This window comes from Myroides sp. N17-2 (assembly GCF_002286775.1).
In the GTDB taxonomy this organism is placed as follows: domain Bacteria; phylum Bacteroidota; class Bacteroidia; order Flavobacteriales; family Flavobacteriaceae; genus Flavobacterium.
Window position 1 is genome coordinate 120,146 of the sequence record NZ_NSGJ01000007.1, and the last position, 26,074, is coordinate 146,219.

General features: G+C 34.3%; 22 protein-coding genes. 6 read left to right on the top strand and 16 right to left on the bottom strand.

Translation table 11 applies throughout. From position 1 onward, the window contains the following. The first annotated feature begins 3 nt into the window (after positions 1-3). A complete protein-coding gene (locus CF599_RS05115) occupies positions 4-447 on the top strand; it encodes a single-stranded DNA-binding protein (protein WP_121964963.1) in 444 nt (147 codons plus the stop codon). A gap of 45 nt (positions 448-492) precedes the next feature. After that, positions 493-1,077, top strand: coding sequence for a gliding motility lipoprotein GldD (gene gldD, locus CF599_RS05120; RefSeq protein ID WP_121964964.1), 585 nt, complete (start codon positions 493-495; stop codon positions 1,075-1,077). 309 nt (positions 1,078-1,386) lie between these two features. Here gldD and CF599_RS05125 read toward each other — a convergent pair whose 3' ends face one another. From CF599_RS05125 to CF599_RS05135, 3 genes are all read right to left on the bottom strand, one after another. Further along, positions 1,387-1,764, bottom strand: a complete 378-nt coding sequence (locus tag CF599_RS05125; protein WP_121964965.1) for a heavy-metal-associated domain-containing protein — start codon at positions 1,762-1,764, stop codon at positions 1,387-1,389. A gap of 95 nt (positions 1,765-1,859) precedes the next feature. Then, positions 1,860-3,917 (bottom strand): pitrilysin family protein, encoded by a 2,058-nt coding sequence (locus CF599_RS05130; protein WP_121964966.1) that lies wholly within the window; start codon positions 3,915-3,917, stop codon positions 1,860-1,862. 17 nt (positions 3,918-3,934) lie between these two features. Continuing rightward, a complete protein-coding gene (locus CF599_RS05135) occupies positions 3,935-5,254 on the bottom strand; it encodes a pitrilysin family protein (RefSeq protein ID WP_121964967.1) in 1,320 nt (439 codons plus the stop codon). A gap of 323 nt (positions 5,255-5,577) precedes the next feature. Between CF599_RS05135 and rplU the strand changes: the two genes are divergently transcribed. From rplU to CF599_RS05150, 3 genes are all read left to right on the top strand, one after another. Next, entirely contained in the window at positions 5,578-5,940 is a 363-nt protein-coding gene (gene rplU / locus CF599_RS05140) for a 50S ribosomal protein L21 (RefSeq protein WP_121964968.1), read from the top strand. Positions 5,941-5,964: 24 nt separating this feature from the next. After that, entirely contained in the window at positions 5,965-6,225 is a 261-nt protein-coding gene (gene rpmA / locus CF599_RS05145; RefSeq protein ID WP_121964969.1) for a 50S ribosomal protein L27, read from the top strand. Between the two features lie 372 nt (positions 6,226-6,597). Continuing rightward, a complete protein-coding gene (locus tag CF599_RS05150) occupies positions 6,598-7,935 on the top strand; it encodes a hypothetical protein (protein WP_121964970.1) in 1,338 nt (445 codons plus the stop codon). A gap of 80 nt (positions 7,936-8,015) precedes the next feature. Here CF599_RS05150 and dgt read toward each other — a convergent pair whose 3' ends face one another. The 8 genes from dgt to CF599_RS05190 all read right to left on the bottom strand — a co-directional run bounded on the left by dgt (position 8,016) and on the right by CF599_RS05190 (position 19,592). Next, positions 8,016-9,362, bottom strand: coding sequence for a dGTP triphosphohydrolase (gene dgt, locus CF599_RS05155; RefSeq protein WP_121964971.1), 1,347 nt, complete (start codon positions 9,360-9,362; stop codon positions 8,016-8,018). A gap of 18 nt (positions 9,363-9,380) precedes the next feature. Continuing rightward, positions 9,381-10,094, bottom strand: coding sequence for an AAA family ATPase (locus CF599_RS05160; protein WP_121964972.1), 714 nt, complete (start codon positions 10,092-10,094; stop codon positions 9,381-9,383). A 106-nt stretch (positions 10,095-10,200) separates the two neighbouring features. Next, complete coding sequence (locus CF599_RS05165) at positions 10,201-11,286, bottom strand: hypothetical protein (RefSeq protein ID WP_121964973.1); 1,086 nt, start codon at positions 11,284-11,286, stop codon at positions 10,201-10,203. Positions 11,287-11,423: 137 nt separating this feature from the next. Further along, positions 11,424-11,660, bottom strand: coding sequence for a hypothetical protein (locus CF599_RS05170; protein ID WP_121964974.1), 237 nt, complete (start codon positions 11,658-11,660; stop codon positions 11,424-11,426). Between the two features lie 129 nt (positions 11,661-11,789). Beyond that, a complete protein-coding gene (locus CF599_RS05175; RefSeq protein WP_121964975.1) occupies positions 11,790-14,183 on the bottom strand; it encodes a ribonucleoside-diphosphate reductase subunit alpha in 2,394 nt (797 codons plus the stop codon). A gap of 27 nt (positions 14,184-14,210) precedes the next feature. After that, positions 14,211-15,188: a ribonucleotide-diphosphate reductase subunit beta gene (locus CF599_RS05180; protein WP_121964976.1), complete on the bottom strand. Its 978-nt coding sequence runs from the start codon at positions 15,186-15,188 to the stop codon at positions 14,211-14,213. Positions 15,189-15,555: 367 nt separating this feature from the next. Then, complete coding sequence (gene odhB / locus CF599_RS05185) at positions 15,556-16,773, bottom strand: 2-oxoglutarate dehydrogenase complex dihydrolipoyllysine-residue succinyltransferase (RefSeq protein ID WP_121964977.1); 1,218 nt, start codon at positions 16,771-16,773, stop codon at positions 15,556-15,558. A 47-nt stretch (positions 16,774-16,820) separates the two neighbouring features. Beyond that, a complete protein-coding gene (locus CF599_RS05190) occupies positions 16,821-19,592 on the bottom strand; it encodes a 2-oxoglutarate dehydrogenase E1 component (RefSeq protein ID WP_121964978.1) in 2,772 nt (923 codons plus the stop codon). Positions 19,593-19,706: 114 nt separating this feature from the next. Here CF599_RS05190 and CF599_RS05195 point away from each other — a divergent pair, with 114 nt between their 5' ends. Beyond that, positions 19,707-20,282: a hypothetical protein gene (locus tag CF599_RS05195; protein ID WP_121964979.1), complete on the top strand. Its 576-nt coding sequence runs from the start codon at positions 19,707-19,709 to the stop codon at positions 20,280-20,282. 70 nt (positions 20,283-20,352) lie between these two features. Here the strand turns inward: CF599_RS05195 and CF599_RS05200 are convergent, their stop codons facing one another. The 5 genes from CF599_RS05200 to CF599_RS05225 all read right to left on the bottom strand — a co-directional run bounded on the left by CF599_RS05200 (position 20,353) and on the right by CF599_RS05225 (position 25,722). Then, the gene (locus CF599_RS05200; protein WP_121964980.1) at positions 20,353-20,700 is read right to left on the bottom strand and encodes a hypothetical protein; all 348 of its coding nucleotides are present in this window, start codon (positions 20,698-20,700) and stop codon (positions 20,353-20,355) included. A 7-nt stretch (positions 20,701-20,707) separates the two neighbouring features. Next, positions 20,708-21,682, bottom strand: coding sequence for a polyprenyl synthetase family protein (locus CF599_RS05205; protein WP_121964981.1), 975 nt, complete (start codon positions 21,680-21,682; stop codon positions 20,708-20,710). 433 nt (positions 21,683-22,115) lie between these two features. Further along, positions 22,116-23,072 carry a hypothetical protein gene (locus CF599_RS05215; protein WP_121964983.1) on the bottom strand — a complete coding sequence of 319 codons (957 nt, stop codon included), beginning with the start codon at positions 23,070-23,072 and terminating at the stop codon, positions 22,116-22,118. A gap of 76 nt (positions 23,073-23,148) precedes the next feature. After that, complete coding sequence (locus CF599_RS05220) at positions 23,149-24,045, bottom strand: hypothetical protein (protein ID WP_121964984.1); 897 nt, start codon at positions 24,043-24,045, stop codon at positions 23,149-23,151. Positions 24,046-24,147: 102 nt separating this feature from the next. Then, complete coding sequence (locus CF599_RS05225; protein WP_121964985.1) at positions 24,148-25,722, bottom strand: toxin-antitoxin system YwqK family antitoxin; 1,575 nt, start codon at positions 25,720-25,722, stop codon at positions 24,148-24,150. Between the last annotated feature and the right edge of the window lie 352 nt (positions 25,723-26,074).

Here is a 26,074-nt window from a genome sequence, read left to right on the forward strand (position 1 = left end):
ACTATGAACGGCACCCTTAATAAAGTCACATTAATAGGTCACTTAGGTGATAACGTAAAGATGCATTACTTCGAGAATGGCAACTGCATCGGGCGTTTTCCTATCGCAACAAATGAAGTATATCTAAATAAAACTTCAGGCGAAAAATACACTTCTACGGAGTGGCATAACTTAGTGGTGAAGAATAAAGCTGCTGAAGTCTGTGAAAAATATCTATCTAAAGGAGATCGTATTTATGTAGAAGGTAGAATCCGCTCTCGTCAATGGCAAGGAGATGACGGTATCTCAAGACAGACTGTAGAAATAATGGTTACCGAATTTATGTTTTTAGACACTAAAAAGGAGAATGATTATAAAACAAAAACTACCTTTGAAGAAGAAAAAAAGGATGCTATAGATAATTTTAATATTCCTAAAGAGACTAATAATGATAATCTTCCGTTTTAAGTAGGTTACATATTTAGATTAGAACACTAATTGACAATCAGAAACATGAGAATTTCCATTATAAGCACTATTTTATTATTAACTCTATTCACATCGTGTAAAGAGGAGACTACACCTAAACCTAATGCATTCTTGGCTCTAGATTATCCTAATCAAGAGTACACAACATATAAGAATGCTAACGGATTTGAATTTAGTCAGAATAAATGGGCTACTATAAAGGAAGGAAAGAATAGCTCTTTAGAGATACATTATCCACAGATGAAGGCTACAATCTTCATCAACTATAAACCAGTAGACGGCAATGTCAATCTGTTATTAAAAGATGCGCAAAAACTAACTTATGAGCATTTCGTAAAAGCAGATGAAATCATCGAACAGCCGTTCATTAATGCTAAAGACAGAGTCTATGGTATGTTCTATAACGTAGAAGGAAATGCTGCAACTAATGTACAGTTTTACGCTACAGATAGCGTTAAAAACTTCGTAGTAGCCTCACTATATTTCTATGCTAAACCAAACTATGATTCTATACTACCTGCGAGCGAATATGTCAAGAAAGATATGCGCAAGCTAATAGAAACACTGCAATGGACAGAAAAACAACCTAGCTCTGTAGTAACACCTTAATCAAGAACATCTCGATTTTTTATATTTGAATGGAATTAGCTATAGTAGTTAATTCCATTTTTTCGTCTCTACGTTTCTGTTGAATCCATAGTGACAGTATAGTACATCCATAATGACTCCATTAAAAAGCCCGTTTTAATGGAGTCACTATGGACTCATTATGGACTCACTATGGACTCACTCGGATGGAATATCACAAAAAAACGAGATAAACCATAGAAGATCTATCTCGTACATTATTTGCTTATTTTTCTACTTTTTTCTCCGTTATTATCAGATATAAAAAAGAAAAAAATTCTCGTTATTTACCTATTTTACGCTAACAATATTCGTTTTATCTACATGATAAATACCATTAGCAATCTTCTCTACTGTCTTTACTAAAGAAGAAACATCCTGCTTAGCATCATCAAACTCCACTACTGCAGTCTTCGTATCAAAGTCTACCTGTGCATGCTTCACTCCGTCTAACCCTGCTAACTTCCCTTCAATTAACTTAGCACATCCGATAGCACATGTCATTCCCTCTATCTGAAAAGTTGCTTTCTCTACTGTACCTGCTACTTCATTTGTACTAGCCTGAGCAGTTGCCTCTTTTCCTTCTGCATTAGTAGTTGTTTCATTTTTACATGATGCGAATAGCACTGTCCCTAACATTACTACAGCAAATGATCTAAGTATATTCATCTCTTTATTTTTTATAAGTAATCTTTCAACTGCAAAAATAAAAAAAGCAACTGAATGTTCAGTTGCTTTTTCAATTCTATTATTTAGATAATCAATTATTTAAAATCAGCTTCAGATACTCCTTCGTTGATTTTTACATCTTTCACTATATTTATTATTTCTACCCCTACATTCATCACTTGCTTATAAGGAATCTTAATCCCCTTCACTTCTTTATAATCTTCATAAGTAGTAGTGATACTCATTACTTGTCCGCCTTGCTCTTGAGAAGTAACACTAGATACTTTAAGTCCAGACTCTACGTCGTAATAAGACACTGTCTTACCTACTTTAATACCTACAGCTTGCTTGACATTCACAGTTTCTATTCCTACTACTACAGCTTCTTTATTTTGCTTAAGTTTTAATTCTGAGAATGGAGTAGCCTCAGCTTGTAATGCTTTTAACTCCTCACCCTTCATCTCTATCTTTTGCCCTTGAGCCATTACGAATGCTTCTTTAGGAGTTACCACTTGCTTAGACATTGTATTCCCCATCATTTTTTGTTCTGATAGCAAATATCCTTCTTGTACCTTAGTGATAGACTCTAATTGCATTCCCTGCACTTCTGCTACACTGCTAATCACCATAGATTTCACTTCTGCTAACTTCTTCTCTCCACCAATAGCATTAATATACTTATCTACAACAGAAGACACAGTAAGCCCTTTTTTAGCAGCAAGATCCTGACCAGATGTAGGTTTTGCTACTTCATCCGCTTCTTTAGAGTAATACTTAATATCATATCCTAGACGTTCTAATCCAGGTAATACATCAGCACCCTTACCCACGATTACAATACGCATATTATCTTTAAGGAAATACTTCTGAGCTGCACGTTGTACATCTGCTACAGTCACTGCATTAATATTCTTAATATAGTTTTCATAAAAATCAGCAGGTAATCCATACAACTCTTTATTCAATGCATATCCTGCTACAGTAGTAGGTTTCTGAATCTCCATCACGAAATTACCTACATACTTCGCTTTCGCTAACTTTAGTTCGTCTTCCTTCACAGGAGTTGTACGGATAAGATCGATCTCCTTAATAAATTCTGTAACTGAACTATCAGTAACAACATTACGTACTGATGCACCTGCTCTAAACTTACCAGGATACTTACGAGAGGTACTAATAGAAGAGTATGCTCCATATGTCCATCCATGTGCCTCACGCAAGTTTAAGAACAGACGTCCTTCACCACCACCTCCTAAGATTTGGTTTGCTAAAATAGCTGCAAAGTAATCTTTATCTGTCATCTTTAGCTCCACTTCATTTAGTAAAGCAATTTCAGACTGTACGGCATTAGACATATCTACGAAGTTGATCTCAGTCTTCTGCACGTTCTCCTTATAAGCAACATCTTTAAACTGTGTATTCGTTTTTTTCCATCCATCAAACAAACCGCGTACAGCCTTTTCCGTCTTTTTGTAATCGATATCACCTACTACTACTAAGTACGCCTTCTCAGGTGAATAATACTTCTTATAGTACTCCTGTACATCAGCAAAAGTAACATTAGTCAATGACTGAACAGTCTCAAACTCTCCTACAGGAGTTTTCTTACCATATAACACTGCACTCTCTACTCTACGAGCGATATTGGTAACGCTATTCTCTCCAGATTTCACTCCTTCAATAGCCTTCGCTTTAGCTTTATCAAACTCCTCTTGTGTTAGTACTGAATTTAATGCACCATCTGATAGAAGATTTAGAATAGTCTCGTTATGCTTAGATAATCCATTAGCAGAAGCACCTCCTGAATGGAAATTAATACGAGCCCCTAAGAAGTCAATCTCTTCTTGAAACTTCTCTTTATTCATCTTCTTTGTTTCGTTACCTAACATCTCAGACAAGATAGATGACACACCTGCCTTATCTCCATCATATACTAGTGGATTATCGATAGTCAATGTATAAGATACACGAGGAAGTTTAGTATTCTGTACTACCAAAACCTTCATACCATTACTTAGTGTAAAAGAAGTAGGTTTACCTACCTGCACTGTTGGAGCAGGGCCAGGTGTTGGTTGTTTTCTATCTTGAGCTTGCATTTCTAACGCTGCTAAAGCAAACACTACACTTGCAGCATAAATATATATTTTCTTCATTTTGTCTACAGTTATAATTAATTGTTAGCTTTCTTTACAGGAACGTAGTCAAGTACTAGTCTTTGGTTCTTATTAAGGTACTTTTTCGCTACATCGCGTATCTCTTCTCTTGTAATACTTCTGTAGATATCAATGTTACTATTGATCAAGTTTACATCTCCATATAACAAATAATAAGAAGCTAAATTCTCAGCCAAACCTTCTACATTCGAATTTGAGTCAACATATTGTTTCTCAAAAATATTTTGAAGCTTTTGGAAGTCTCTTTCTGAAATTAATTCAGTTTGTAATTTTAAGATTTCCTCATCTATTTCTTTTACTAACGCATCAGAACTAGTACCTTGCATAGGAATACCATAGATAAAATACATTCCGTAGTCTTCTTGACTAAAGCTAAATGATGCCATCTCTAACGCCATTTTCTTTTGATCTACTACTTTCTTATATAATCTAGAACTCTTTCCACTAGATAAAATAGAAGAAATCATCTCTAATACACGAGCTTCACGAGACTTCATAGATGGCGTACGATATGCCTCTACTACCATCGGAAGTTGGATATTAGGATCTTGGAACTCCGCTTTTAACTCTGTTGTGATAGGAGCCTCTTCAAACTTACTTTTTACTACAGGAGTACCTTTAGCTATAGGTCCAAAATATTGTTTAATCCACTTCTTCGCTTGCTCTTTCTCAAAATCACCAGCGACTACTAATACTGCATTATTAGGAATATAAAACTTCTTATTAAACGCTAAGAACTCCTCTAAAGTAGCTGCATCTAAGTGATCCATCGACCCAATAGGAGCCCAACGGTAAGGGTGTTTTGTAAACAGATTTTTCTTTACCTCCGTTACTAGCTGTCCATAAGGTTGGTTATCCACACGTAGTCTTTTCTCCTCTTTTACTACTTCATTCTGAGTACTCACCCCTATTTGGTTAATAATAGGATGCATTAATCGCTCAGACTCCATCCACAACCCTAACTCTAGATTATTAGAAGGAAACACTTCATAATAATAAGTACGGTCATCCGAAGTATTAGCATTATTCTTACCTCCATTAGAAGTAACTATCTTAAACCACTCTCCGCGGTCGATATTCTTAGTTCCTTCAAATAATAGGTGTTCAAAAAAGTGAGCAAATCCCGTACGTTCAGGATTCTCATCTTTCGCTCCAACGTGATACATCACAGATGTCACAACTACAGGAGCAGATTTGTCTTGGTGTAAGATAACGTGTAATCCATTATCTAAAGTGTACTGATCGAATTCCACTTTTTGAGCTAAGGCAGACACTCCAAAGAATAATGAGCCTAGAACCAATAAAGATTTTTTCATTCTACAATATTTTGAAATTAGGTTATAACCTAATAAGTAGTACTTTACCTATAATTGTTACACTTATTTTGAACTATTTATAAACTATCCATAAAAACCACCTCCACAACTGTTATGAGTATGAAATATATGCTCACTACTCGCCTTAGTTTAACTGTTATAAATCCAACTATCAAATAAAAACAATAGTTATCATTAATAGAACACACTCATTTACACCTTACTAACTATAAAAAATAATCAAATGACTTTCGATAAAACTTTTGTAAATGAGAAAATAAATGTATATTTGCACCCTTAATAAACATTTTAATTTTTTTGTTATGTACGCAATCGTAGAGATGGCAGGGCAACAATTCAAAGTTAGCAAAGATCAAAAAGTGTATGTACACCGTTTGGCATCTGAAGAAGGAACAACTGTTACTTTTGACAAAGTTCTTTTAATTGATGACAACAACAACATCACTCTTGGCGCCCCAGCTATAGAAGGTGCTTCTGTGGAAGCTAAAATTTTACAACACCTACAAGGTGACAAAGTAATCGTTTTCAAAAAGAAAAGAAGAAAAGGTTACAAAAAGAAAAACGGACACAGACAAGCTTTAACTCAAATTGTTATCGAAGGTATCAATGTAGGAGGAGCTAAGAAAAAAGCAACTAAAAAAGAGGCAGCGGAAGCAGCTGAGTAATTAACAGACTAAATTTAAGACGTCATGGCACATAAAAAAGGTGTAGGTAGTTCTAAGAATGGTAGAGAATCAGAATCGAAACGCCTAGGTGTTAAGATTTATGGTGGTCAAGCAGCTATCGCTGGAAATATCATCGTTAGACAAAGAGGTTCTAAGCATAATGCTGGTGAAAACGTTTACATGGGAAAAGATCATACTTTACATGCAAAAGTTGCTGGTGTTGTTAAATTCCAAAAGAAAAGAGATAACAAATCTTTTGTTTCTATTGTTCCTTTCGAAGCTTAAGAATCATCATATTTGTTTGTAGTAATACAAATAAATAAACAATATAAGAGAAGACGCTATATTATATATAGCGTCTTTTTTTGTTTATATATATCATTTCCCTACAGGAAACAATCCTTTACTCTTCACAAACGTATTTAGTTTACTAACTCCAAATATGGATTACATTCTAAAAATATAACCTACCATTCTATTTAGAACAAGGCTTAATTTAGAATAAATTAAAAACAACATCAACTAAAACACAAAATCAAATAACTACAAAACAAGTAGTTATGATTATTATTTAGATATGTTATAAATAAATATTGCTCAATTAGATATTTTATTTACATTTGTTCTAAATAATTAAACGATATAACTATTTATAACATGAAAAAAATACTTTCTCTTTTTGCTATTACAGCATTCTTAATGACGAGTTGTTCTAGTGATGATAATACGCCTATCAGACCTGAAATCAAAGATCAAGTAGAAGTAAGTAAAGAGTCTCCTATCATCGGAGAATATTCTTTTAATCACGCTGGTAACCCAATTCCTTTTCATTTTGAAAAAACTACAATCACTATGAAAATGTCAGGTATGGCAGGAAGTGGGCAAGATGATGATGTATATAATGTAATTACTACATACAAAAACGAAACAGGTGTATTCAAAACTGTAGCAAAAAACAAAGAAACAAGTGAATATAAAGCTTTCTTCTTTAGAGAAATAAATAACGACAAGAGTGAGTTCATGTTCAATATGGACTTAACAGCTAAGACAGAAATAGAAGCAATCAAAGCTGCTTACCCAGCTAAAGACATTATAGTTGAGCACGATAAAGGCCAATTTGGTTGGTTACCTCTGAAAAAAGGGGCAATAGTAGAACCTATCAAACTACCTATAAATGGTCTATACGTATTTGAAGATCAAGGGCATAAATACACTTATACTTTCTCTGATGTAGTAGTAAACTTTAATAGTGGATTCTCAGCTTATGACATGACTGTACTAGCTCATAATAAGAATACTAATAAGATACTTCTTGAAGGTAAAGATGAATCAGTAAAAGGTAGATTCTATGTTATGCAACTTAAAAATATCAATGGAAAACTTGTTGAAATAGCTCGTACAACTTACTTAGCAGAAGAAAAAGCAAGGGCTGAAGCAGAATTTGCATTAAGTACTCCATTAAAAGATAATAAAGGAGAAAAAGAAGCTTCATATAACAGATATCAAAAGGGTACAGAAGCTATATTCGGAGTATTAGAAGGAACATATTCTACTGAATCAATAAATAATGGATTAGGATATTACAAGTTCAAAATAGGTCAAGGTAGTGATGCTTTCTTACTACTTGGTCAGTTTGGAGAAGCGGGAGAACCAATGACAGAAGGTGCAAAACTAACTCTTAAAAAAGTATATACTAAAGAAGCAGATGGTCAAATCATATATGAAATATTAAAAGCTGAAGGCTATTACTCTGGTAGAGCAGGGCAATTCTTAACTGTATATGTAAAAGACATTGCTAATGATGGTTCTAAAGCAACTTTTGCAATAGCAACAAAAGATGGATCTAATTCAATATCAGGTTCAAAAGGTGATGTAATTGGTAAAACTAAAGAAGAAGCTATCGCTATTAAAGCTCCTGAATCTAACAAGGTTTTTGTTCCAGCAACAGGAATGATGAAATATGCACACTTATGGATGCAGACTACAAGAGAGTAATTTAATTTCACAGATATTTTAAGCTAAAAAAGAGGTTATAGTATAATACTATAACCTCTTTTTATTTTTATAAAGACAGGCTACTTGTCGTTCCCTTTAATCATATTATATAGCTCCAATGCCTTACCATCTGTAAGCATTGAGATGAAGTGGCATATGGTCATTAAACGCACATAAACACTATCACTCTCTACTAGATACTTATCAGGTAATAATGACATAATCAACAAGTCATATTGACTTTCATCGCCATGATATACATTATTAACAGCAGTAGTGAAAGCCTCTAATAGTGCATTAATAACCTTATATCCTACTATCTCTTTCTCTATAACTTCTCTACCTTGATATACTTTATTAATACTTACAGACAAGATATCTTTCATCTGAGCCACATAGCTACACTTCTCTGTTAGGGCGAATGCAAACTCACCTGCTAGTATTTTCTCTTCGTTCTCTAAGAACACTCTAGATACATCTTGTATTAAACTACCAATAGCTAATGCTCTAAGGTAACTCACTCTATCTTCTTTAGAAGTAAGTTGTGCGTAAGTCTGTGGATTAATACTATTCTGAACGATCTTGATTAAAAACTCTAAAGCGTGTTCTTCTGCTATCCAACCTAGATTAATCCCATCTTCAAAGTCTGTAATCGTATAACAGATATCATCTGCCGCTTCTACTAAGAAAGCTAAAGGATGCCTAAAGAATGCAGCTTCTGTTCTATCTGTCTTCATGATAAGACCTAATTCACTAGCTACATCAATAAATGCTTCTTTATCCCCCTGAAAGAAACCATATTTCTTATCAGATATATCTCTAGTCATTTTCTTAGGTAAACTCTCTTTAGGGTACTTCATAAAGGCTCCTAGAGTAGCATAAGAGATGCGTTGCCCTCCAGCCATACCAGGACGACTTTTAGTCAATACAGCAAAGCCATTAGCATTACCCTCAAAGTTAATTAAGTCTTCCCATTCTTTATCAGTCAGCTGATCTTTATACATAGCCCCAATACCACGTTTAAAGAAATCACCGATAGCACGCTCACCTGAATGTCCAAAAGGAGGATTACCTATATCATGAGCTAATGACGCAGCAGCTACGATAGCCCCAAAGTCATTCACTGTATAGCCAAACTCCTCTGCTAAATAGTGATACTTATTTAATAAGCTCGCCCCTACTATACGTCCTAATGAACGTCCTACAACCGAAACTTCTAAACTGTGTGTCAATCGCGTGTGAACAAAGTTCGTCTTAGAAAGAGGTATTACTTGCGTCTTATCCTGTAAACTACGAAAAGGAGAAGAGAATATAATTCTATCATAATCTACTTCAAATCCTATACGTGTCTGACTCTCGTCTAATCTATTTCTAACAAAAGTGTCACCATGCTTCTTTAGCGATAGCAACTTTTCCCATTTCATCATAAGCAATTGTTCAACTAATTATTGTTCATTAGCCTCAAATAGTAATTGGCTATTTATAATATTATCTTTTACAGTTTTAAATACGTGATTCTTAGCCTCAGCATAAGACACATCATATAGTCTAGTGATCTCACAGTACTCTGCAGGATACTCTTTTAGTAACTTATCATAATAAAAATCTAATGCTTCATTATTAGGAGAAGTATACTCTAGTTGTAGTTCAAAACGTCTCACTAACGCTTCGTCTATCATGTGTATTTGGTTAGTTGCTGCCATTAAAATAGACTTCTGAGGTAAGTTATCTATCAACTGTAATATAGCATTAACTACGCGCTTCATCTCACTGTTGTCCTTATTGTCGTAATCGCGTATTTGTCCTAAAGAATCAAACTCATCAAAGAAAAGTACAGAACTCTCGTATTGAATTTCTTTAAACAGACTCTCGATATTCTTAGCAGTCTCACCTAATTTAGAGGAAACAATAGTTGCTAGGTTCACAATGATTAGCTTCTTATCCAAATACTTCGCAATAGCTTTTGCAGTCATTGTTTTTCCACAACCAGTCTTTCCATACAGTAGTATCTTATTACTTACTGGCAGATTATATTTCATTAGTATCTCTCGATACTTATATTCCTTTAAGAACTGGTTAATCTCAGCTTTGACATTGTCATTAAACATGACATCATCTAAGGCTATCTTTGTGCGATCAATATAAAATAAAGAACTCATATTCAATTATAAGTGTGTTGTTAGCTAACAAATATACCGCTATTAATCGTCAGATTACTCCTCCAGAATGTAGAAAAAACAGTATAATTACAGTTATCTAACACAATCAATAATAATTAGCACGGATAGTGATTTGATATAAAGTCATTCCTCCATTTTTATTTCTATAAAAATCATAATGATTAGAACGAGTCTGAGTACCTTTTACTTCTTTTATGTTTAATTGAAAAACAGGAAATTCCTTACCTTTCCATACTCCCTCTTTATTTAGATAAATTTTTTTATACTTATCCTCCATAAGTTCGGTATCAACAGTAACAATCCAATCATACACATCATACACTAACTTATAACGTGTAGAATCACTACTATTAGCAAGTGCAAAAGCTTTAGTGACTAGATCTTTCTGAATAGTTAACATCTCTTGTTTATCATAGACTATGTAATCTCCTACATTCTCATTCTTAACCTCGATATTCACTTCGATATTATCAGACAAGAAACTCTCCCATTTATGATCTACTGTACTAGGCAGAAACTCCTCTTTCACAAATAGTTCAAAATACTTAGCTAAATCAACGAAATTGTAATACTTGCTATTTACCCCTTTAAAACTTACGTAATAACTATCTAAAATAGGTTCTTCGGTAATCTTCAGACTAAACATATCTAAAGTGTTATTAGGAATTATCATATCCTCTATCAAGACCTCTCCATTAGTGTTTAGCAATAAAGTAGTTCCTCCTAGTAACACGTCATGTCTATCTCCATTAGACCCAATATTATCCTTTACACCATCTTTTAAAGCATAAAGCATGCCATTATAAACACGAGTAAGATCTGAGTAAATTGGAGGGATTACAGCTACTCCTCTATCATTATATAATCCCACTAACTCACTCTTCTGATCACTAAAGCGGATAAAGTTTTCGCTAGGATAATCAGGTGCTGCTACATCGTAATAATAGACATTATCCACTCTTAAATCTTCTCCATTTTCTTGCTTAATCAAGTAATAAATATCTAATCCTTCTTCAGTCTCTTCTACAAAAGATCGAATACGATTATTATCTTCCACTATCTTTATATTATAGGGATATTCAGTATTCTCATCGTTCCAATACTTAACAGATAAAAACACACCTACTCCAATAACTAATAATGCCCCAATAATGGACAATACTTTCTTCATAACTTTTTATTTAACAGTAAATATAAAGATTTATAGACGAATTTTAAATAGTTTCAACACAGTACACCTAGAAACAAAAAAGAGCGTGATTAATAATCACACTCTTCTTCATTTCTTTATAAGATTACTTCCAACTATTAGTTATCAGTCTTTTCATCACCTGCTAAGAAAAATTTCATTGATTTCTTAGGGTAAGCATCTTTACTTTTTCCACTTGGATTAGCAATAGACGTTTTTAAACTAATTAGATCACCTAGCTTAAAGTTTGCCTCTGTATATTGATAATCTAACAAGTAAGGTCCACAGAAATAATTCCCTTGGGCATCTTTCTCTATTATACCTTTATATATTCCTTCTTTCGTTTCCTTAGCCATAATACTACATTAATTAAAGTGCAAAGATACAACACTAATTGTCAACTTTTCAACTTACAAAAAAAATGAGGCACAAAAAAAGGTAGCCTAAACAGACTACCTTCATATACTATAGTGTAATATACTTAATTAAGAACCACACATTTCACAATCTTCATCATTATTTGAAGCTTCTTTTGCACGTTGAAGCATCGCTTGGTATTCACTTACAGATACCTGCTCTACTTCTTGAATGCTGTTAGTTTTATCTTTCTTCTCATTATTCAATGTAAATTTAATAGCATCTACAGCAGACTTAGTACGCAAATAATACATACCTGTCTTTAATCCAGATTTCCACGCGTAGAAGTGCATAGAAGTTAACTTAGCAAATGTAGCTCCTTCCATAAACAAGTTTAACGATTGAGACTGATCGATAAAATATCCACGCTCACGTGACATATCTATAATATCTTTCATACTAAGCTCCCATACAGTTTTATACAACTCTTTAATATCAGCAGGTATAAAATCAATATGTTGAATAGATCCATTAGCACGCATTATCTCTTGCTTTAAATCCTCATTCCAAAGACCTAAGTCTACTAAGTCTTTTAACAAGTGCTTATTCACAATGATAAACTCTCCTGATAATACACGTCTAGTATAAATATTAGAAGTATATGGCTCAAAAGCTTCATTATTACCTAATATTTGTGAAGTAGACGCTGTTGGCATTGGTGCTAATAATAGAGAGTTTCTCACTCCACTAGCCATTACTTCTTTTCTCAATGAAGCCCAGTCCCATCTTCCACTTAACTCTTCGTCTTTTACTCCCCACATATTGTATTGAAACTCTCCTTTAGAAATAGGAGACCCTTCAAATGTAGAATAAGCACCTTCCTCTTTAGCCATCTCATTAGAAGCAGTCAAAGCAGCGAAGTATATTGTTTCAAATATTTCTTGATTCAGTTTCTTAGCTTCAGGACTCGTAAACGGCATTCTCAATAAGATAAATGCATCTGCTAATCCCTGCACACCTAATCCTACAGGTCTATGGCGCATATTAGAATTATAAGCCTCTTGTACAGGATAGTAGTTTCTATCTATAACACGGTTTAAATTACGTGTTATACGCTTCGTTACATCAAATAAGAACTCATGGTTAAACTTACCATTCTCTACAAACATAGGTAATGAAATAGACGCTAAATTACATACTGCTACTTCGTCTGGAGAAGTATACTCCATAATCTCAGTACACAAGTTAGAAGATCTGATTACTCCTAGGTTCTTTTGGTTAGACTTAGCATTAGCCGCATCTTTATATAACATATATGGTGTACCTGTCTCTATCTGAGCTTCAAGTACTGCTTCCCATAATTCTCTTGCTTTAATTGTACGACGACCTTTACCTTCGTTTTCGTACTTTAAATATAATTGTTCGAAGTCATCTCCATAGACATCACATAGACCAGGACATTCATTAGGGCACATAAGTGTCCATTTATCATCTGTCTCTACGCGTTTCATAAACAGATCATTGATCCAAAGAGCTAAGAACAAATCACGTGCACGCATTTCTTCTTTACCGTGATTCTTTCTCAAATCAATAAAGTCAAATATATCTGCATGCCATGGTTCTAAATAGATAGCAAAGCTACCTTTACGCTTACCTCCACCTTGATCTACATATCTTGCCGTATCATTATAAACACGTAACATCGGTACGATTCCATTTGATGTACCATTCGTCCCTCTAATATAAGAACCTGTAGCACGTACATTATGTATAGAAAGACCTATACCTCCAGCAGACTGAGATATCTTAGCAGTCTGTTTTAAAGTATCATATATTCCATCTATACTATCATCTTGCATCGTTAATAAGAAACAAGAAGACATCTGAGGTTTTGGAGTACCTGAATTAAATAACGTTGGCGTAGCATGTGTAAAGAACTTCTTAGACATTAATTCATACGTTTCGATAACTGAATCAATATCCTCTAAGTGAATACCAACTGCCACACGCATAAGCATATGTTGTGGACGCTCAACAATCTTTCCATTTAAACGCAATAAATAAGAGCGCTCCAATGTTTTGAACCCAAAGTAGTCATAGTTAAAATCACGTTGGTAGATAATCGTCGAATCAAGTCTTTCTGCATGTTTTTTAATCACAGCATAAACATCATCAGCGATAAGTGGCGCTTCTTGATTAGTACGAGGATTTACATATCTATATAGATCATCTACTACCTCAGAGAATACCTTCTTTGTATTTTTATGTAGATTTGACACTGCTATCCTAGCAGCCAATAAAGCGTAGTCAGGATGGCTGACAGTCATAGAAGCAGCTGTTTCTGCTGCCAAGTTATCTAACTCAGAAGTAGACACTCCATCGTATAACCCTTCTATAACACGCATAGCTACCTTCACAGGATCCACTATATCATTTAATTCATAACAAAGTATTCTAACGCGATCTGTAATCTTATCAAAACTAACAGGCTCTCTTCTTCCGTCTCTTTTTACTACGTACATCTTTTCTTTTTCGTTTTTTGTTAATAATTAAAAATCAGCGTCAAAACTAATCTTATTACCCCCTTCTTCTTTTGAAATCACTCCTGCCTTTTGATACTCAGACACGCGTTTTTCAAAGAAGTTAGTCTTACCTTGTAAAGAGATCATATCCATAAAGTCAAATGGATTACCAACATTATACTCTTTCTCACATCCTAATTCTACTAATAATCTATCAGTCACGAACTCTAGATACTGAGTCATCAGCGTAGCATTCATACCAATTAAACTTACAGGTAAAGACTCTGTAATAAACTCTCTTTCGATATCTAAGGCATCTACTAATATTTCTCTAATACGAGCTTTAGGAACTTTATTTACTAAGTGGTGATTGTGTAAATGAACTGCAAAATCACAGTGCACTCCCTCATCTCTTGAGATTAACTCATTTGAGAATGTAAGGCCAGGCATTAAACCGCGTTTCTTTAACCAGAAGATAGAACAGAATGCTCCTGAGAAGAAGATTCCCTCTACAGCAGCAAAAGCGATCAAACGCTCTGCAAACGAGTCTGACTCTATCCATTTTAATGCCCACTCTGCTTTCTTCATGATAGCAGGGAATACATCTAATGCTCTAAACAACCTATCTTTCTCCTCTTCATTTTTCACATAGGTATCAATCAATAAAGAATACGTCTCACTGTGAATATTCTCCATCATAATTTGGAATCCATAGAAAAACTTAGCTTCAGCATACTGTACCTCATTCACAAAGTTCTCTGCTAAGTTTTCATTCACAATACCATCAGATGCTGCGAAGAAAGCAAGGATATGTTTAATAAAATAACGCTCGTCTTCATTTAATTTATTATTCCAATCAGATAAATCTTGATGCAAATCAATCTCCTCAGCTGTCCAAAAACTAGCTTCCATCTTCTTATACCAATCCCATATGTCATGGTGTTTGATTGGAAATATTACAAATCTATTCTTATTTTCAGTTAAAATCGGTTCTTGAAAAGCCATACTATTTTGAGTGTAAAAGATTAAAATATCGAAGTAAGCCCTTACCTCTTATTTACAAAGATGATGTTTTTTCGGTCTATAAAAAACGAAGTACAAATGTATTTATTCACAAAAAGTACAAGTTATTAACAATCACTAGCAATCAACAAGTTACATAATCACCTATAAAACAAGCATATATAGCAACATCTATTTCTACTTATACCCTATCATCCCATAACAAATCTAGCAAACACCCCTTTATAATCCTTTTTAATAGATACCTAAAACTTCCTTTCCATATAACAACAATTCCTCTATAAATAAGACATAAAAAAACGGCAACTATAAAATAGTTGCCGTTGATATATTTAAAAGATTCAAACTACTAAAGTTCAAATGCTTTTTTAGGATTGTTATCTAATAATAACTCAGCTGGGTTTTCTAAAGCCTCTTTGATAGCTACTAAGAAACCTACTGACTCACGACCATCGATAATTCTGTGGTCATAAGATAATGCAAGGTACATCATTGGGTGAATCTCCACTCTACCTTCTACTGCGATAGGACGCTCAATAATATTGTGCATACCTAAGATAGCAGACTGTGGAGGGTTAATGATAGGAGTAGACAACATAGATCCGAATACACCACCATTAGTAATAGTAAATGTACCACCTGTCATTTCATCAACAGTGATTTGTCCATCACGTGCTCTGATAGCTAAACGTTTAATTTCAGCTTCAACACCACGGAAAGATAATAACTCAGCATTTCTTACTACTGGTACCATTAATCCTTTAGGACCTGATACAGCGATAGAAATATCTGCGAAGTCATATTTGATTTGCTCTTGACCATCGATCATAGAGTTTACATCTGGATACAACTCTAATGCACGAGTTACAGCTTTAGTGAAGAAAGACATAAATCCTAGACCTACACCGTGTTTAGCTTTAAAAGCATCTTTAAACTCGCTTCTTAATTTGTTTACGTTAGTTAAGTTAACTTCATTGAAAGTAGTTAACATAGCCGTTGTATTTTTAGCTTCTACTAAACGCTCAGCAACTTTACGACGTAACATAGACATCTTTTTACGCTCTTCACCTCTAGAAACTCCTGTTGGAGTCCCCATAGATGCTTTTGCGTTAACAGCATCGTCTTTAGTGATTCTACCATCTTTACCAGTACCTGTTACAGTAGCAGCGCTGATGTTTTTCTCATCTAAGATTTTCTTAGCAGCTGGAGATGCACTTCCAGTAGCATAAGTAGTTGCAGCTTTTACAGGTTCAGCTTTTGGAGCTTCCACTTTTGGAGCTTCAGCAGCTAGTTTAGCCTCCGTAGAAGCACCTCCTGCAGGTTTTGCAGCGCTCATATCGATTAGACAAACTACTTGACCTACAGCAACAGCGTCACCTTCTTCTGCTTTTAAAGTGATTATACCACTTTCTTCAGCTGGTAATTCTAAAGTCGCTTTATCTGAATCTACTTCAGCAATAGCTTGGTCTTTTTCAACGTAGTCACCATCTTTTACTAACCATGTAGCGATTTCAACTTCAGTAATTGATTCACCTGGCGAAGGAACTTTCATTTCTAAGATGCTCATCTCTATATCCTTTAATTAAATATTGTTATGTAAAAATACTATTTTTCTTATAAATTCTTGTTGAAAACTTTTTCAACTGCGTAAGCGTAACGTTTTTTAGAACGAACTGAACTTCCTGATGCAGGAGCACTATAAGCTCTATTACCTGCATAACGTAAAGGTTTCTCTTCGAAGTTCATTAGTAAATATCCGTAAGCTCCCATGTTTTTAGGTTCTTCTTGAGCCCATACATAGTCGTCTACATTAGGATACATAGCTATTACTTCTTTGATTTGCTCTACTGGTAATGGGAACAATTGTTCTACTCTCACGATAGCAACATCATTTCTACCTAACTCTTCGCGTTTAGCTACCAAGTCATAATAGAACTTACCACTACAGAATACTAATGATTTAACATCAGCAGGGTTAGCAGTATCATCACCTATTACATACTTGAATTTTCCATCTGTAAAATCTTTAATAGAAGATACAGCAGCAGGATGTCTTAACAAACTCTTAGGAGACATATTGATTAAAGGCTTTCTAAAGTCAGTAATCATCTGTCTTCTCATTAAATGGAAAAGGTTAGCTGGTGTAGTAACGTTAGTTACGAACATATTACTCTCAGCACATAACTGTAAGTAACGCTCTAATCTAGCAGAAGAGTGTTCAGCACCTTGATTCTCGTATCCATGAGGCAATAGCATCACAATACCGTTTTGGTTACTCCACTTATCCTCAGCAGCAGAAATATATTGGTCCATCATAATCTGAGCTCCGTTAGAGAAATCTCCGAACTGTGCTTCCCAGATAGTTAATGTATTTGGATTAGTTAAAGCATATCCATACTCAAAACCTAATACAGCGTACTCAGCTAATAAAGAGTTAAATACTCTAAATTGACCTTTTTGCTCTTTCAGTCTATTTAATAGAATGATTAATTCTTCCGTATCTTCGGTTTTTACCACAGCATGTCTATGAGAGAACGTACCACGTTCTACATCTTGACCTGATAGACGTACATCGTATCCTTCTGTAACTAAAGTACCATAAGCTAATAATTCACCCATCGCCCAGTCTAAAGCATCTTTTTCGAAGAACATTGTTTTTCTGTCTCCAATAAGCTTTTTAACTTTACTAATGAATTTTTTATCCTCAGGTAATTCAGTGATTACTTCAGCGATAGCTGTAAGCATCTCTTTAGAAACTTTAGTATCATAGTCAGCCACCATTTTGTCACGACTAGCAATATTAAATCCTTGCCAATTCTCTTCCATAAATGTTCTCACACGTGTAAACTCACACGCACGAGAGGTACTTAACTCTTGCTCTAAAGCATCTTTATATTGTGATTCTAACGACTTAACGAAAGCTTCATCTACTATTTTATCATCTAATAATCTCGCGCTATAAATATTACGTGAGTTAGGGTGTTTAGAGATCAGTTTATATAAGATTGGCTGAGTGAACTTTGGCTCATCTCCTTCGTTGTGTCCGTATTTACGGTATCCAACTAAATCAATAAATATATCTGTTCCAAACTCCATACGATAGTCTAAAGCAAACATAAATGCTCTAACAGCAGCCTCTGTATCATCCGCATTAACATGCAAAACAGGAGATTGAGTTACTTTAGCAATATCAGTAGAGTAGGTAGAAGAACGACCATCAGTATAGTTAGTTGTAAAACCAACTTGGTTATTTAATACTATGTGAATAGTACCTTCTGTCTTATAACCTCTAAGCTTAGCCATCTGAACGATCTCATAAACAATTCCTTGTCCTGAGATAGCTGCATCACCGTGAATAGCGATAGGCAACACTTTAGAAGGTTGATCTACGAATATTGTATCCTGTTTAGCTCTAGCAATACCTTCGATAACAGCACCCACAGTCTCTAAGTGAGAAGGGTTAGGCGTTAAGTTAACGTGCATTACTTTACCTGAACGAGTTTTACGTGTTGTAGTAAGACCTAAGTGGTACTTAACATCACCGTCAAATCCTTCGATAGCATCGTAATCTTTACCGTCAAACTCTGCAAAAATATCTTGTGCAGGTTTTTTGAATACGTTAGCTAATACATTAAGACGTCCACGGTGTGCCATCCCTACTACAATCTCCTCTACTCCTTTATCAGCAGCAGCATCCATCATAAAATCTATAGCAGGTATTGCTGCTTCTAGACCTTCTAGAGAGAAACGTTTTTGTCCAACGTATTTCGTATTTAAGAAGTTTTCAAAAGAAACTGCCTCAATCAACTTGTGCAAGATCTCTTTTTTCTCTTCATTATTAAATTTCGCTTCTGTAGTCTCATAGTGATTTTGAATCCATTGTACTGTCGCTTCATCAACGATGTACTTGTACTCAATACCTAGTGTAGTACAGTAAATTTTCTCTAATTGGGCGATTATCTGTCCCAATGTAGTAGTTGGTAGTTGTATTGTCTTTGCAGCCTCAAAATTAACATTCAAATCTGCTTGAGATAGACCAAACTTCTCTAAACTCAAATCTGGATGCTCTACTTTTCTGTCTCTTAATGGGTTTGTTTTAGTCAATAAATGCCCATAAGTTCTGTAAGCGTCAATTAATTTTAATACAGCAAACTCCTTTTGAAGTTGCCCTAACTGCGCTGAACTATCTACACCTACACTATTACTTGACGTATAAGCTTGTGCTAACTGCTCAACCGGCCCACTATTGTATTCATTTGCAAAATCAAATCCTTGAAAGAAAGCTCTCCAGCTTGGCTCTACGCTATCTGGACTCTCTGTATACTGATCATATAAATCTGCAAAAAATGCAGTGTGTGCCGCATTTAAAAAGGAATATCTATCCATAACTTTGTCTAAAGACCTTTTGTTTAAATATTATATCTACAAAAATACAACTCTTTATGACAAAACTATAAACTTTTCCTTATTTTTATCTGATAATTATTTTATAAAATTGAAATGAAAAGATTTAACATCAACTATTTACCGTTTTTTTTGTCAATATCATTTTTTTTAGCTTGCTCTTTTTCTATTATTGCACAAGATAGAGGAAATACTACTCAAAATTATGATTCTACTAATAAATGGAAATTCGGTGGAGGCTTAGGAGTAGGCTTTGGAAGTGGCTATACAGATATTATGATAGCCCCTAGTGCACTATATCAGGTGAACCCTTATTTTTCAGCAGGTGTAGGCCTACAAGGTAGTTATGTCAGCAGCAAAAATAGAAGTTATTACAACTCTAGTATCAAAGAATACAACTCTTGGATCTACGGAGGTAGTATCATCGCATTATCAAACCCTATTCCTCAAATTCAATTATCTGCCGAACTTGAACAGTTGAGAGTTAATAACACATATAAATATCACGATGCAGAAAATATAGGTGATAATTTTTGGAACACAGCTTTATTCTTAGGTGTAGGATACAGTCAAGGTCCCGTTACTATTGGTGTACGTTACAACGTTCTTTATAAAGAAAAAGATATGGTCTACGGAAGTGCATATATGCCTTTTGTTAGATTCTATTTCTAATAACATACCTCATAAACAAATAAAGCACCTCGTTAAGGTGCTTTATTGTTTTATATAAAAAGTACGTTTATTATAATGTACTCCTAATATATACTTTTTGATATTCTCTCTTTAACAACAAGAAAGTTACTTGTTGCAAATAATCCTCTATATCTGTACTCTGTATAGCTCTTACATCTTTCTCTGCAATATCTACTCTATAAAGTAAACTAGAGAATTTAGATACTGATGATTTATTTACGATGTTACACAGCTCATTATAAACCTCATAAACTAACTTAGCAGGGGTGTCTGCATTTAAAGTAATCGATGCATCCACTGCCATACGAAAGTCTTTTTCGACTTGTCTGACTAAATCGCTCAGTAAATTGTATTCACCTACTTTGTCCTCTAAATAAGATACAGCTTCTGTCATCATTATATGATTATACGCGTCTATCCATTAATTCATGACTGAACGTACGCAGTTGTTCTTTTTTATCATCTGCAATGTCCATTTGGTCTAAGATAGCAAGCGCTTTTAATGTATACTCTTCTATTAAATCTTTTGATTCTTTAGCAGATCCTGTTTCTACGAATAACTCTTTTACTCGATTTACTTTCTCATCAGCGTTCTGCTCTAGGCTTGAGAAGTACGATACTAATTCTGCACGTTGTACATCATTCGCATTCATCACTCCTTTTAAATAAAGAAATGTCTTCTTATTCTCAAGAATATCTCCACCTACTTGTTTACCGAAAGTAGCTGCATCACCGAATGCATCTAAATAATCATCCTGTAATTGGAACGCAATACCAAGATTAATACCGAATTCATAGATATCTTCTGCATTCTTAGTACTCGTCTCAGCTACGATAGCTCCCATCTTAAGTGCTGCACCTACTAATACAGCAGTTTTAAACTTTATCATTTGGATGTATTCAGGAATACTCACATCATTTCTATTCTCAAAACAGATATCCCATTGCTGTCCTTCACATACCTCAATAGCCGTTTTACTAAACAACTTCGCTAAGTCGCGAAAAGTATTATTCTCATAATGCTCAAAATACTGATAAGCTAAGATTAGCATAGCATCTCCTGATAAGATAGCAGTATTTGTATTCCATTTTTCATGTACAGTTTGATGACCTCTACGCAGTGGTGCATCATCCATAATATCATCATGCATTAAGGAGAAGTTGTGAAACAACTCAATAGCTGTTGCTGCATGGATAGCTCTCTTTGGATCTATACCAAAGATATCAGCTGACATTAATGTTAACACAGGACGAATCTGTTTTCCTCCTAATGATAATATATATGAAATAGGTTCGTAAAGTTCCTTTGGAGTACCTGATAAAGAAATCGAATCGATAAATTCAGAAATCTGCTCTTTATACTTAACTATTGATTGCATTACTATAATTATTTTGTGTAAAAATACGTGTTTTTTTTGAAGATAATCATTCATCTTCCCTTTTTAAACGCTTATCATTAATGACCCATACCTGTTATCATTATGTTCATCTACCTATAGACAACTTCCCTTCTCTATAATTCAATTCTTAAAATACCACTAATATGGTATTGATACCTCAACCGAATCCCCTTATACTTGCATTAATAACAATAAACATTCTCTTATGATCTCACTAGGTATAATAGGCCCTATCGGCATTATTACTATAATCAGTACATATTCACTTCTTACTATATACAGCATAATACACCTATTTAGAAACAAGAAATTTCAAGGTCTTGAACACGCCTTAATCATACTATTTATCCTTGTACTTCCTGTACTAGGTAGTTGCATCTATCTCTATTCCCAAAAAAGTAATGACAAATAGTTATTTCTTTCTATTACCACCATCTATTTTCTCTACTATATGCTCGAAAGTAAACGAAATTGAACTCGATTTCTTGCGTTTATAAACCTTAATCATAATCTTTTCCACAGGGTAAGAATAGGCGATAAACACTTTATCCCTCCCCTCTTGATGAACGCCATTATGCACTAATCTAGTATCCCCTGTTCTACTAACCTCACGGATCACCTTATTGTCCTCAGACACACCATATACTAATACATAATAACCACTATTATATGGCAATTCTAGCGCTATCTCAGTATCCTCTCTTTCTAACAACTTTACTTCTCCTATATTAGTCACCAATAGCGGTTCCTTACTACTTATCAAATAAGTATAACTACTAGGCACCGCTACAGTTCCATTATAGATAATAGATCTCACAGGCTTGTGTACTAAAAGCCCAAACACATTCATGTCATCCTCTTGTAACTCCCCCACCTTTTGCTCTAGCTTTAATATTTTATCACGATCCTCTTCTAAATCACTTTTCCACTTACCTCCTTTTATTTTCACTAGATTAGGAGTAATATAATACCCTACGGCATCCTCACTAGTACCATCTACATAGTTGATTTTAGAAGGTTCTATAATAGGCAACCACTCAGGATTATCAAAAAAGTAACGAGCATCAGGAATCCCTAATGCTTGATGAAGCTCCATTCTTCTTTTTTTAAACTTCGTAACCATACCGTATAGACTATCCGACTGTATCTCCGTCTCTATCCCTGCATAAAACACACTTAACGCCTGCTCTTTCTCCATAGGATTTAACTCTAATAGCTTCCACCCAACATCATCTTCATCTACTACCAACACCTCATCGCTCTGCTCTAATCCATTAGTCCAATTATCATCTGTACGCACTTCATCATCTTTACAACTAACGCAAAGTACCAATACCAATAATAAGTTAACCAACAAAGCCTTATACATCTCTATCTTATTTTTAACAACACATTCATTCTATATAACCTTAAAAAACAATCTTTTATTGCTTAAATTAGTATTTTTAATCAAAAACCCACATCAATATTTCAAAATCAACTCTCTGAAACTTATCTTCAATCACTTGAATAACAATACTAGATAATTCTTCACTAAAAAAGAAACTAGGCGTTCTTCGCTCCACTTGTACTACTCCCCCTTCCTTTTGTTGAGCGAATGTAATTCCGCCACTTACCATACTATATGCACTTATTTTCTTATTATCTTTTAAACCAAAAACATTAATAGAATACCCCTCCTTAACAGGCACATTCACGACTACCTCATTGCCTTTAATCTTAACCAACTTAATTACTCCAATATCAGACATAACTGTCGTTCCAACATCTGTTACTTTATAATTTGTAATTTGAGGTAAAAACATACTAATAGTGTAAGCAACTTCCTTAATAGGCTTAAGAACCTCGTACCCCACAAGAGTAAACTGATACGGTCGCCTTTCTCTCATTGCAATTTCTAACTTAGATAACGTGTCAATATCTGCTTCATATATCCTCTTATTAATATCACTATAAACAACACTCACCCCTTCAGCACTAATATGAGTTTCATCATCAAAATAAATAGTTTTAGGCACTATACTTGGAGACAGCATCAAATTATTTACATAATAAAACGTACTTTTAATATCAAAAATATCCAAAAGTTTAGTACGTATATCCTCAATTGAAACTACTTGATAAGTAGATATGCTTTCAAGATTAACAACCTCATTCTTCTCATAGAATTGTTTCACTTTCTTAAACACCTCTTCTTTAGACAGATGACGAATACTAATAGGTTCATAAATCACCTCTGTTGCACTTCCTATTAAAGACTCATCATTTGTAGTCCCTTTACACCCCACTACTCCAATTATTATAACAATAACTAGAATTACATTTTTCTTAATACCTTTCATATTCTTATTTTTAATCTAAGTAGTTGATTTAGTTATTCCATCTGAAAACATACCTATACATAAAGTATTACTCAGCATCCTTATTTGACCTTGCATATATACCTACTGCTTCACTCCATTAACCCAATTCTCTTCTCTCTCAAGTTTACCATCTTCACTGTAGTACTTAAATACTCCATTAGGCATCCCATCCTTCCACACCGTTTCGCTTTTTAACTTTCCGTTATCGTAATAAGATTTAGTCACTCCCACCTGTCTCCCATTATCATAACTACCTATTGCCTTTATATTTCCATTTTTATAATACTCTATACTCTCCCCTTCAGGCTCTCCTTTTGACTTAAACATCACTCTTTGTAACACACCATCTTCATCATACTCTTTAGTACTTCCATCCTCCTTGCCGTCTTTCCAGTAAACCTGCTTATATAATTTACCATTCTCATAATAATTTGTAGTCAACCCCTCTTCTAGTCCATTCTTCATATTTACCTTCTTTTCTAGTTGCCCGTTTGCATAATATACCTTCGTGACACCCTCTAATTTATCATTTTTAAATACAAATATTCCTCTTAACTGACCACTCACATAATAGCTTTTAGTAATTCCATCTTTAGAACCATCTTTCCATATTACCTCTTCTTCCAGTTTCCCATTCCTAAAGTAATTAGTAGCTCTCCCCTGTTGCTTGCCATTCATCCAGTTAATCTCCCTTTGTAGTTGCCCATTATCATAATAAGTCTTACCTATTCCTTTCTCTATATCATCTTTAAAATCCACCTCTATTTCAAGTTTCCCATTTTCATAATACCTTTTTGTAACGCCATTCTTCTTTCCATCTTTCAAAATAACCTCTCTTTCAATTTTTCCACTTTCGAAATATACTTTAGTGACACCATTTTCTTTGCCCTCTTTCCACATTACTTCATTTTTGAGCTTTCCATTTAGGTAGTACCCCCTAGCTCTACCTTGTTGTAATCCTTCACTAAAATCCTGTTCACTCTCTACTTTACCATTTTCATAATACCTTATCGCTACCCCTTGTTGTTTACCATTTTTCCAATTAATAACACTTTGCAATTGCCCATTAGAATAATAAAACTTACCTACAGTTCGACCACTGCCATCGCCCACATCTATTGCAGCCTTTAACTTACCATCGCTATCATACTCTTTCATTACACCAATTTCTTTATCCGCTTTATAAGTTAACTGTTGTTTTAAACTACCGTTTTCATAATATAATTTAGTGAGTCCTTCTAACATTCCACCCTTCCAGTTCCCTTCCTGTGCTAATTGACCATTTTCATAATAACTTTTAGTCACACCATCTTGTACACCATCCTTAAAATCCGCTTCACCTTGTAACTTACCATTTTCATAATAGTTTATCGTCTTACCAACACGTTTACCATTCACGAAATGTGTCACTGCTTCTAATTGCCCATTTTCATAGTAGCTCTTAGCTATTCCATTCTCCTTTCCATCTTTAAAAATCATCACACCATATAACTTCCCACTTGGATAATACCCCTTAGTAAGACCTGTATATCCCACACTAGCATCCACTTCACACATAATACCATCTCTTAGTATTAACGTATCATAATTAACCTCCCTCTGCTGAAAACTCATCAACAAAAAACTTACTAATAACAGTACTAAAACCTTTTTCATACACCTCTATTTGATTAAAACTCTCCTCATAGTACGTTTATATGCTCAACTTCCACTACACTGTACTACCAAAAAAACTACATTTAAAATACAAATAATACACACAACCAACTATATAAAAACAAATTACATTAAAGATAGTAATTATATTCAGAAATTTTAACACTTAAAAACAGCCTAAAAGATTCCTGAAAAAAGTGAATAACGTCATAGATATTAAATATCTAAAGAATCTGACCCGTCCTGAAAAAACTGTACAGTTTTAAATACCAATAAGAGATGGAAAAGTCAATAGGAGAAAAAAAAGTAAAACAGCATTATCATCAAGAATTCATTAAAAAGATAGTGAAGG

Excerpts from the sequence above, each read along its gene's own strand:
- CF599_RS05115 (WP_121964963.1), top strand. The coding sequence starts at position 4 with ATGAACGGCACCCTTAATAAAGTCACATTAATAGGTCACTTAGGTGAT.
- gldD (WP_121964964.1), top strand. The coding sequence starts at position 493 with ATGAGAATTTCCATTATAAGCACTATTTTATTATTAACTCTATTCACA.
- CF599_RS05125 (WP_121964965.1), bottom strand. The coding sequence starts at position 1,764 with ATGAATATACTTAGATCATTTGCTGTAGTAATGTTAGGGACAGTGCTA.
- CF599_RS05130 (WP_121964966.1), bottom strand. The coding sequence starts at position 3,917 with ATGAAGAAAATATATATTTATGCTGCAAGTGTAGTGTTTGCTTTAGCA.
- CF599_RS05135 (WP_121964967.1), bottom strand. The coding sequence starts at position 5,254 with ATGAAAAAATCTTTATTGGTTCTAGGCTCATTATTCTTTGGAGTGTCT.
- rplU (WP_121964968.1), top strand. The coding sequence starts at position 5,578 with ATGTACGCAATCGTAGAGATGGCAGGGCAACAATTCAAAGTTAGCAAA.
- rpmA (WP_121964969.1), top strand. The coding sequence starts at position 5,965 with ATGGCACATAAAAAAGGTGTAGGTAGTTCTAAGAATGGTAGAGAATCA.
- CF599_RS05150 (WP_121964970.1), top strand. The coding sequence starts at position 6,598 with ATGAAAAAAATACTTTCTCTTTTTGCTATTACAGCATTCTTAATGACG.
- dgt (WP_121964971.1), bottom strand. The coding sequence starts at position 9,362 with ATGATGAAATGGGAAAAGTTGCTATCGCTAAAGAAGCATGGTGACACT.
- CF599_RS05160 (WP_121964972.1), bottom strand. The coding sequence starts at position 10,094 with ATGAGTTCTTTATTTTATATTGATCGCACAAAGATAGCCTTAGATGAT.
- CF599_RS05165 (WP_121964973.1), bottom strand. The coding sequence starts at position 11,286 with ATGAAGAAAGTATTGTCCATTATTGGGGCATTATTAGTTATTGGAGTA.
- CF599_RS05170 (WP_121964974.1), bottom strand. The coding sequence starts at position 11,660 with ATGGCTAAGGAAACGAAAGAAGGAATATATAAAGGTATAATAGAGAAA.
- CF599_RS05175 (WP_121964975.1), bottom strand. The coding sequence starts at position 14,183 with ATGTACGTAGTAAAAAGAGACGGAAGAAGAGAGCCTGTTAGTTTTGAT.
- CF599_RS05180 (WP_121964976.1), bottom strand. The coding sequence starts at position 15,188 with ATGGCTTTTCAAGAACCGATTTTAACTGAAAATAAGAATAGATTTGTA.
- odhB (WP_121964977.1), bottom strand. The coding sequence starts at position 16,773 with ATGAGCATCTTAGAAATGAAAGTTCCTTCGCCAGGTGAATCAATTACT.
- CF599_RS05190 (WP_121964978.1), bottom strand. The coding sequence starts at position 19,592 with ATGGATAGATATTCCTTTTTAAATGCGGCACACACTGCATTTTTTGCA.
- CF599_RS05195 (WP_121964979.1), top strand. The coding sequence starts at position 19,707 with ATGAAAAGATTTAACATCAACTATTTACCGTTTTTTTTGTCAATATCA.
- CF599_RS05200 (WP_121964980.1), bottom strand. The coding sequence starts at position 20,700 with ATGATGACAGAAGCTGTATCTTATTTAGAGGACAAAGTAGGTGAATAC.
- CF599_RS05205 (WP_121964981.1), bottom strand. The coding sequence starts at position 21,682 with ATGCAATCAATAGTTAAGTATAAAGAGCAGATTTCTGAATTTATCGAT.
- CF599_RS05215 (WP_121964983.1), bottom strand. The coding sequence starts at position 23,072 with ATGTATAAGGCTTTGTTGGTTAACTTATTATTGGTATTGGTACTTTGC.
- CF599_RS05220 (WP_121964984.1), bottom strand. The coding sequence starts at position 24,045 with ATGAAAGGTATTAAGAAAAATGTAATTCTAGTTATTGTTATAATAATT.
- CF599_RS05225 (WP_121964985.1), bottom strand. The coding sequence starts at position 25,722 with ATGAAAAAGGTTTTAGTACTGTTATTAGTAAGTTTTTTGTTGATGAGT.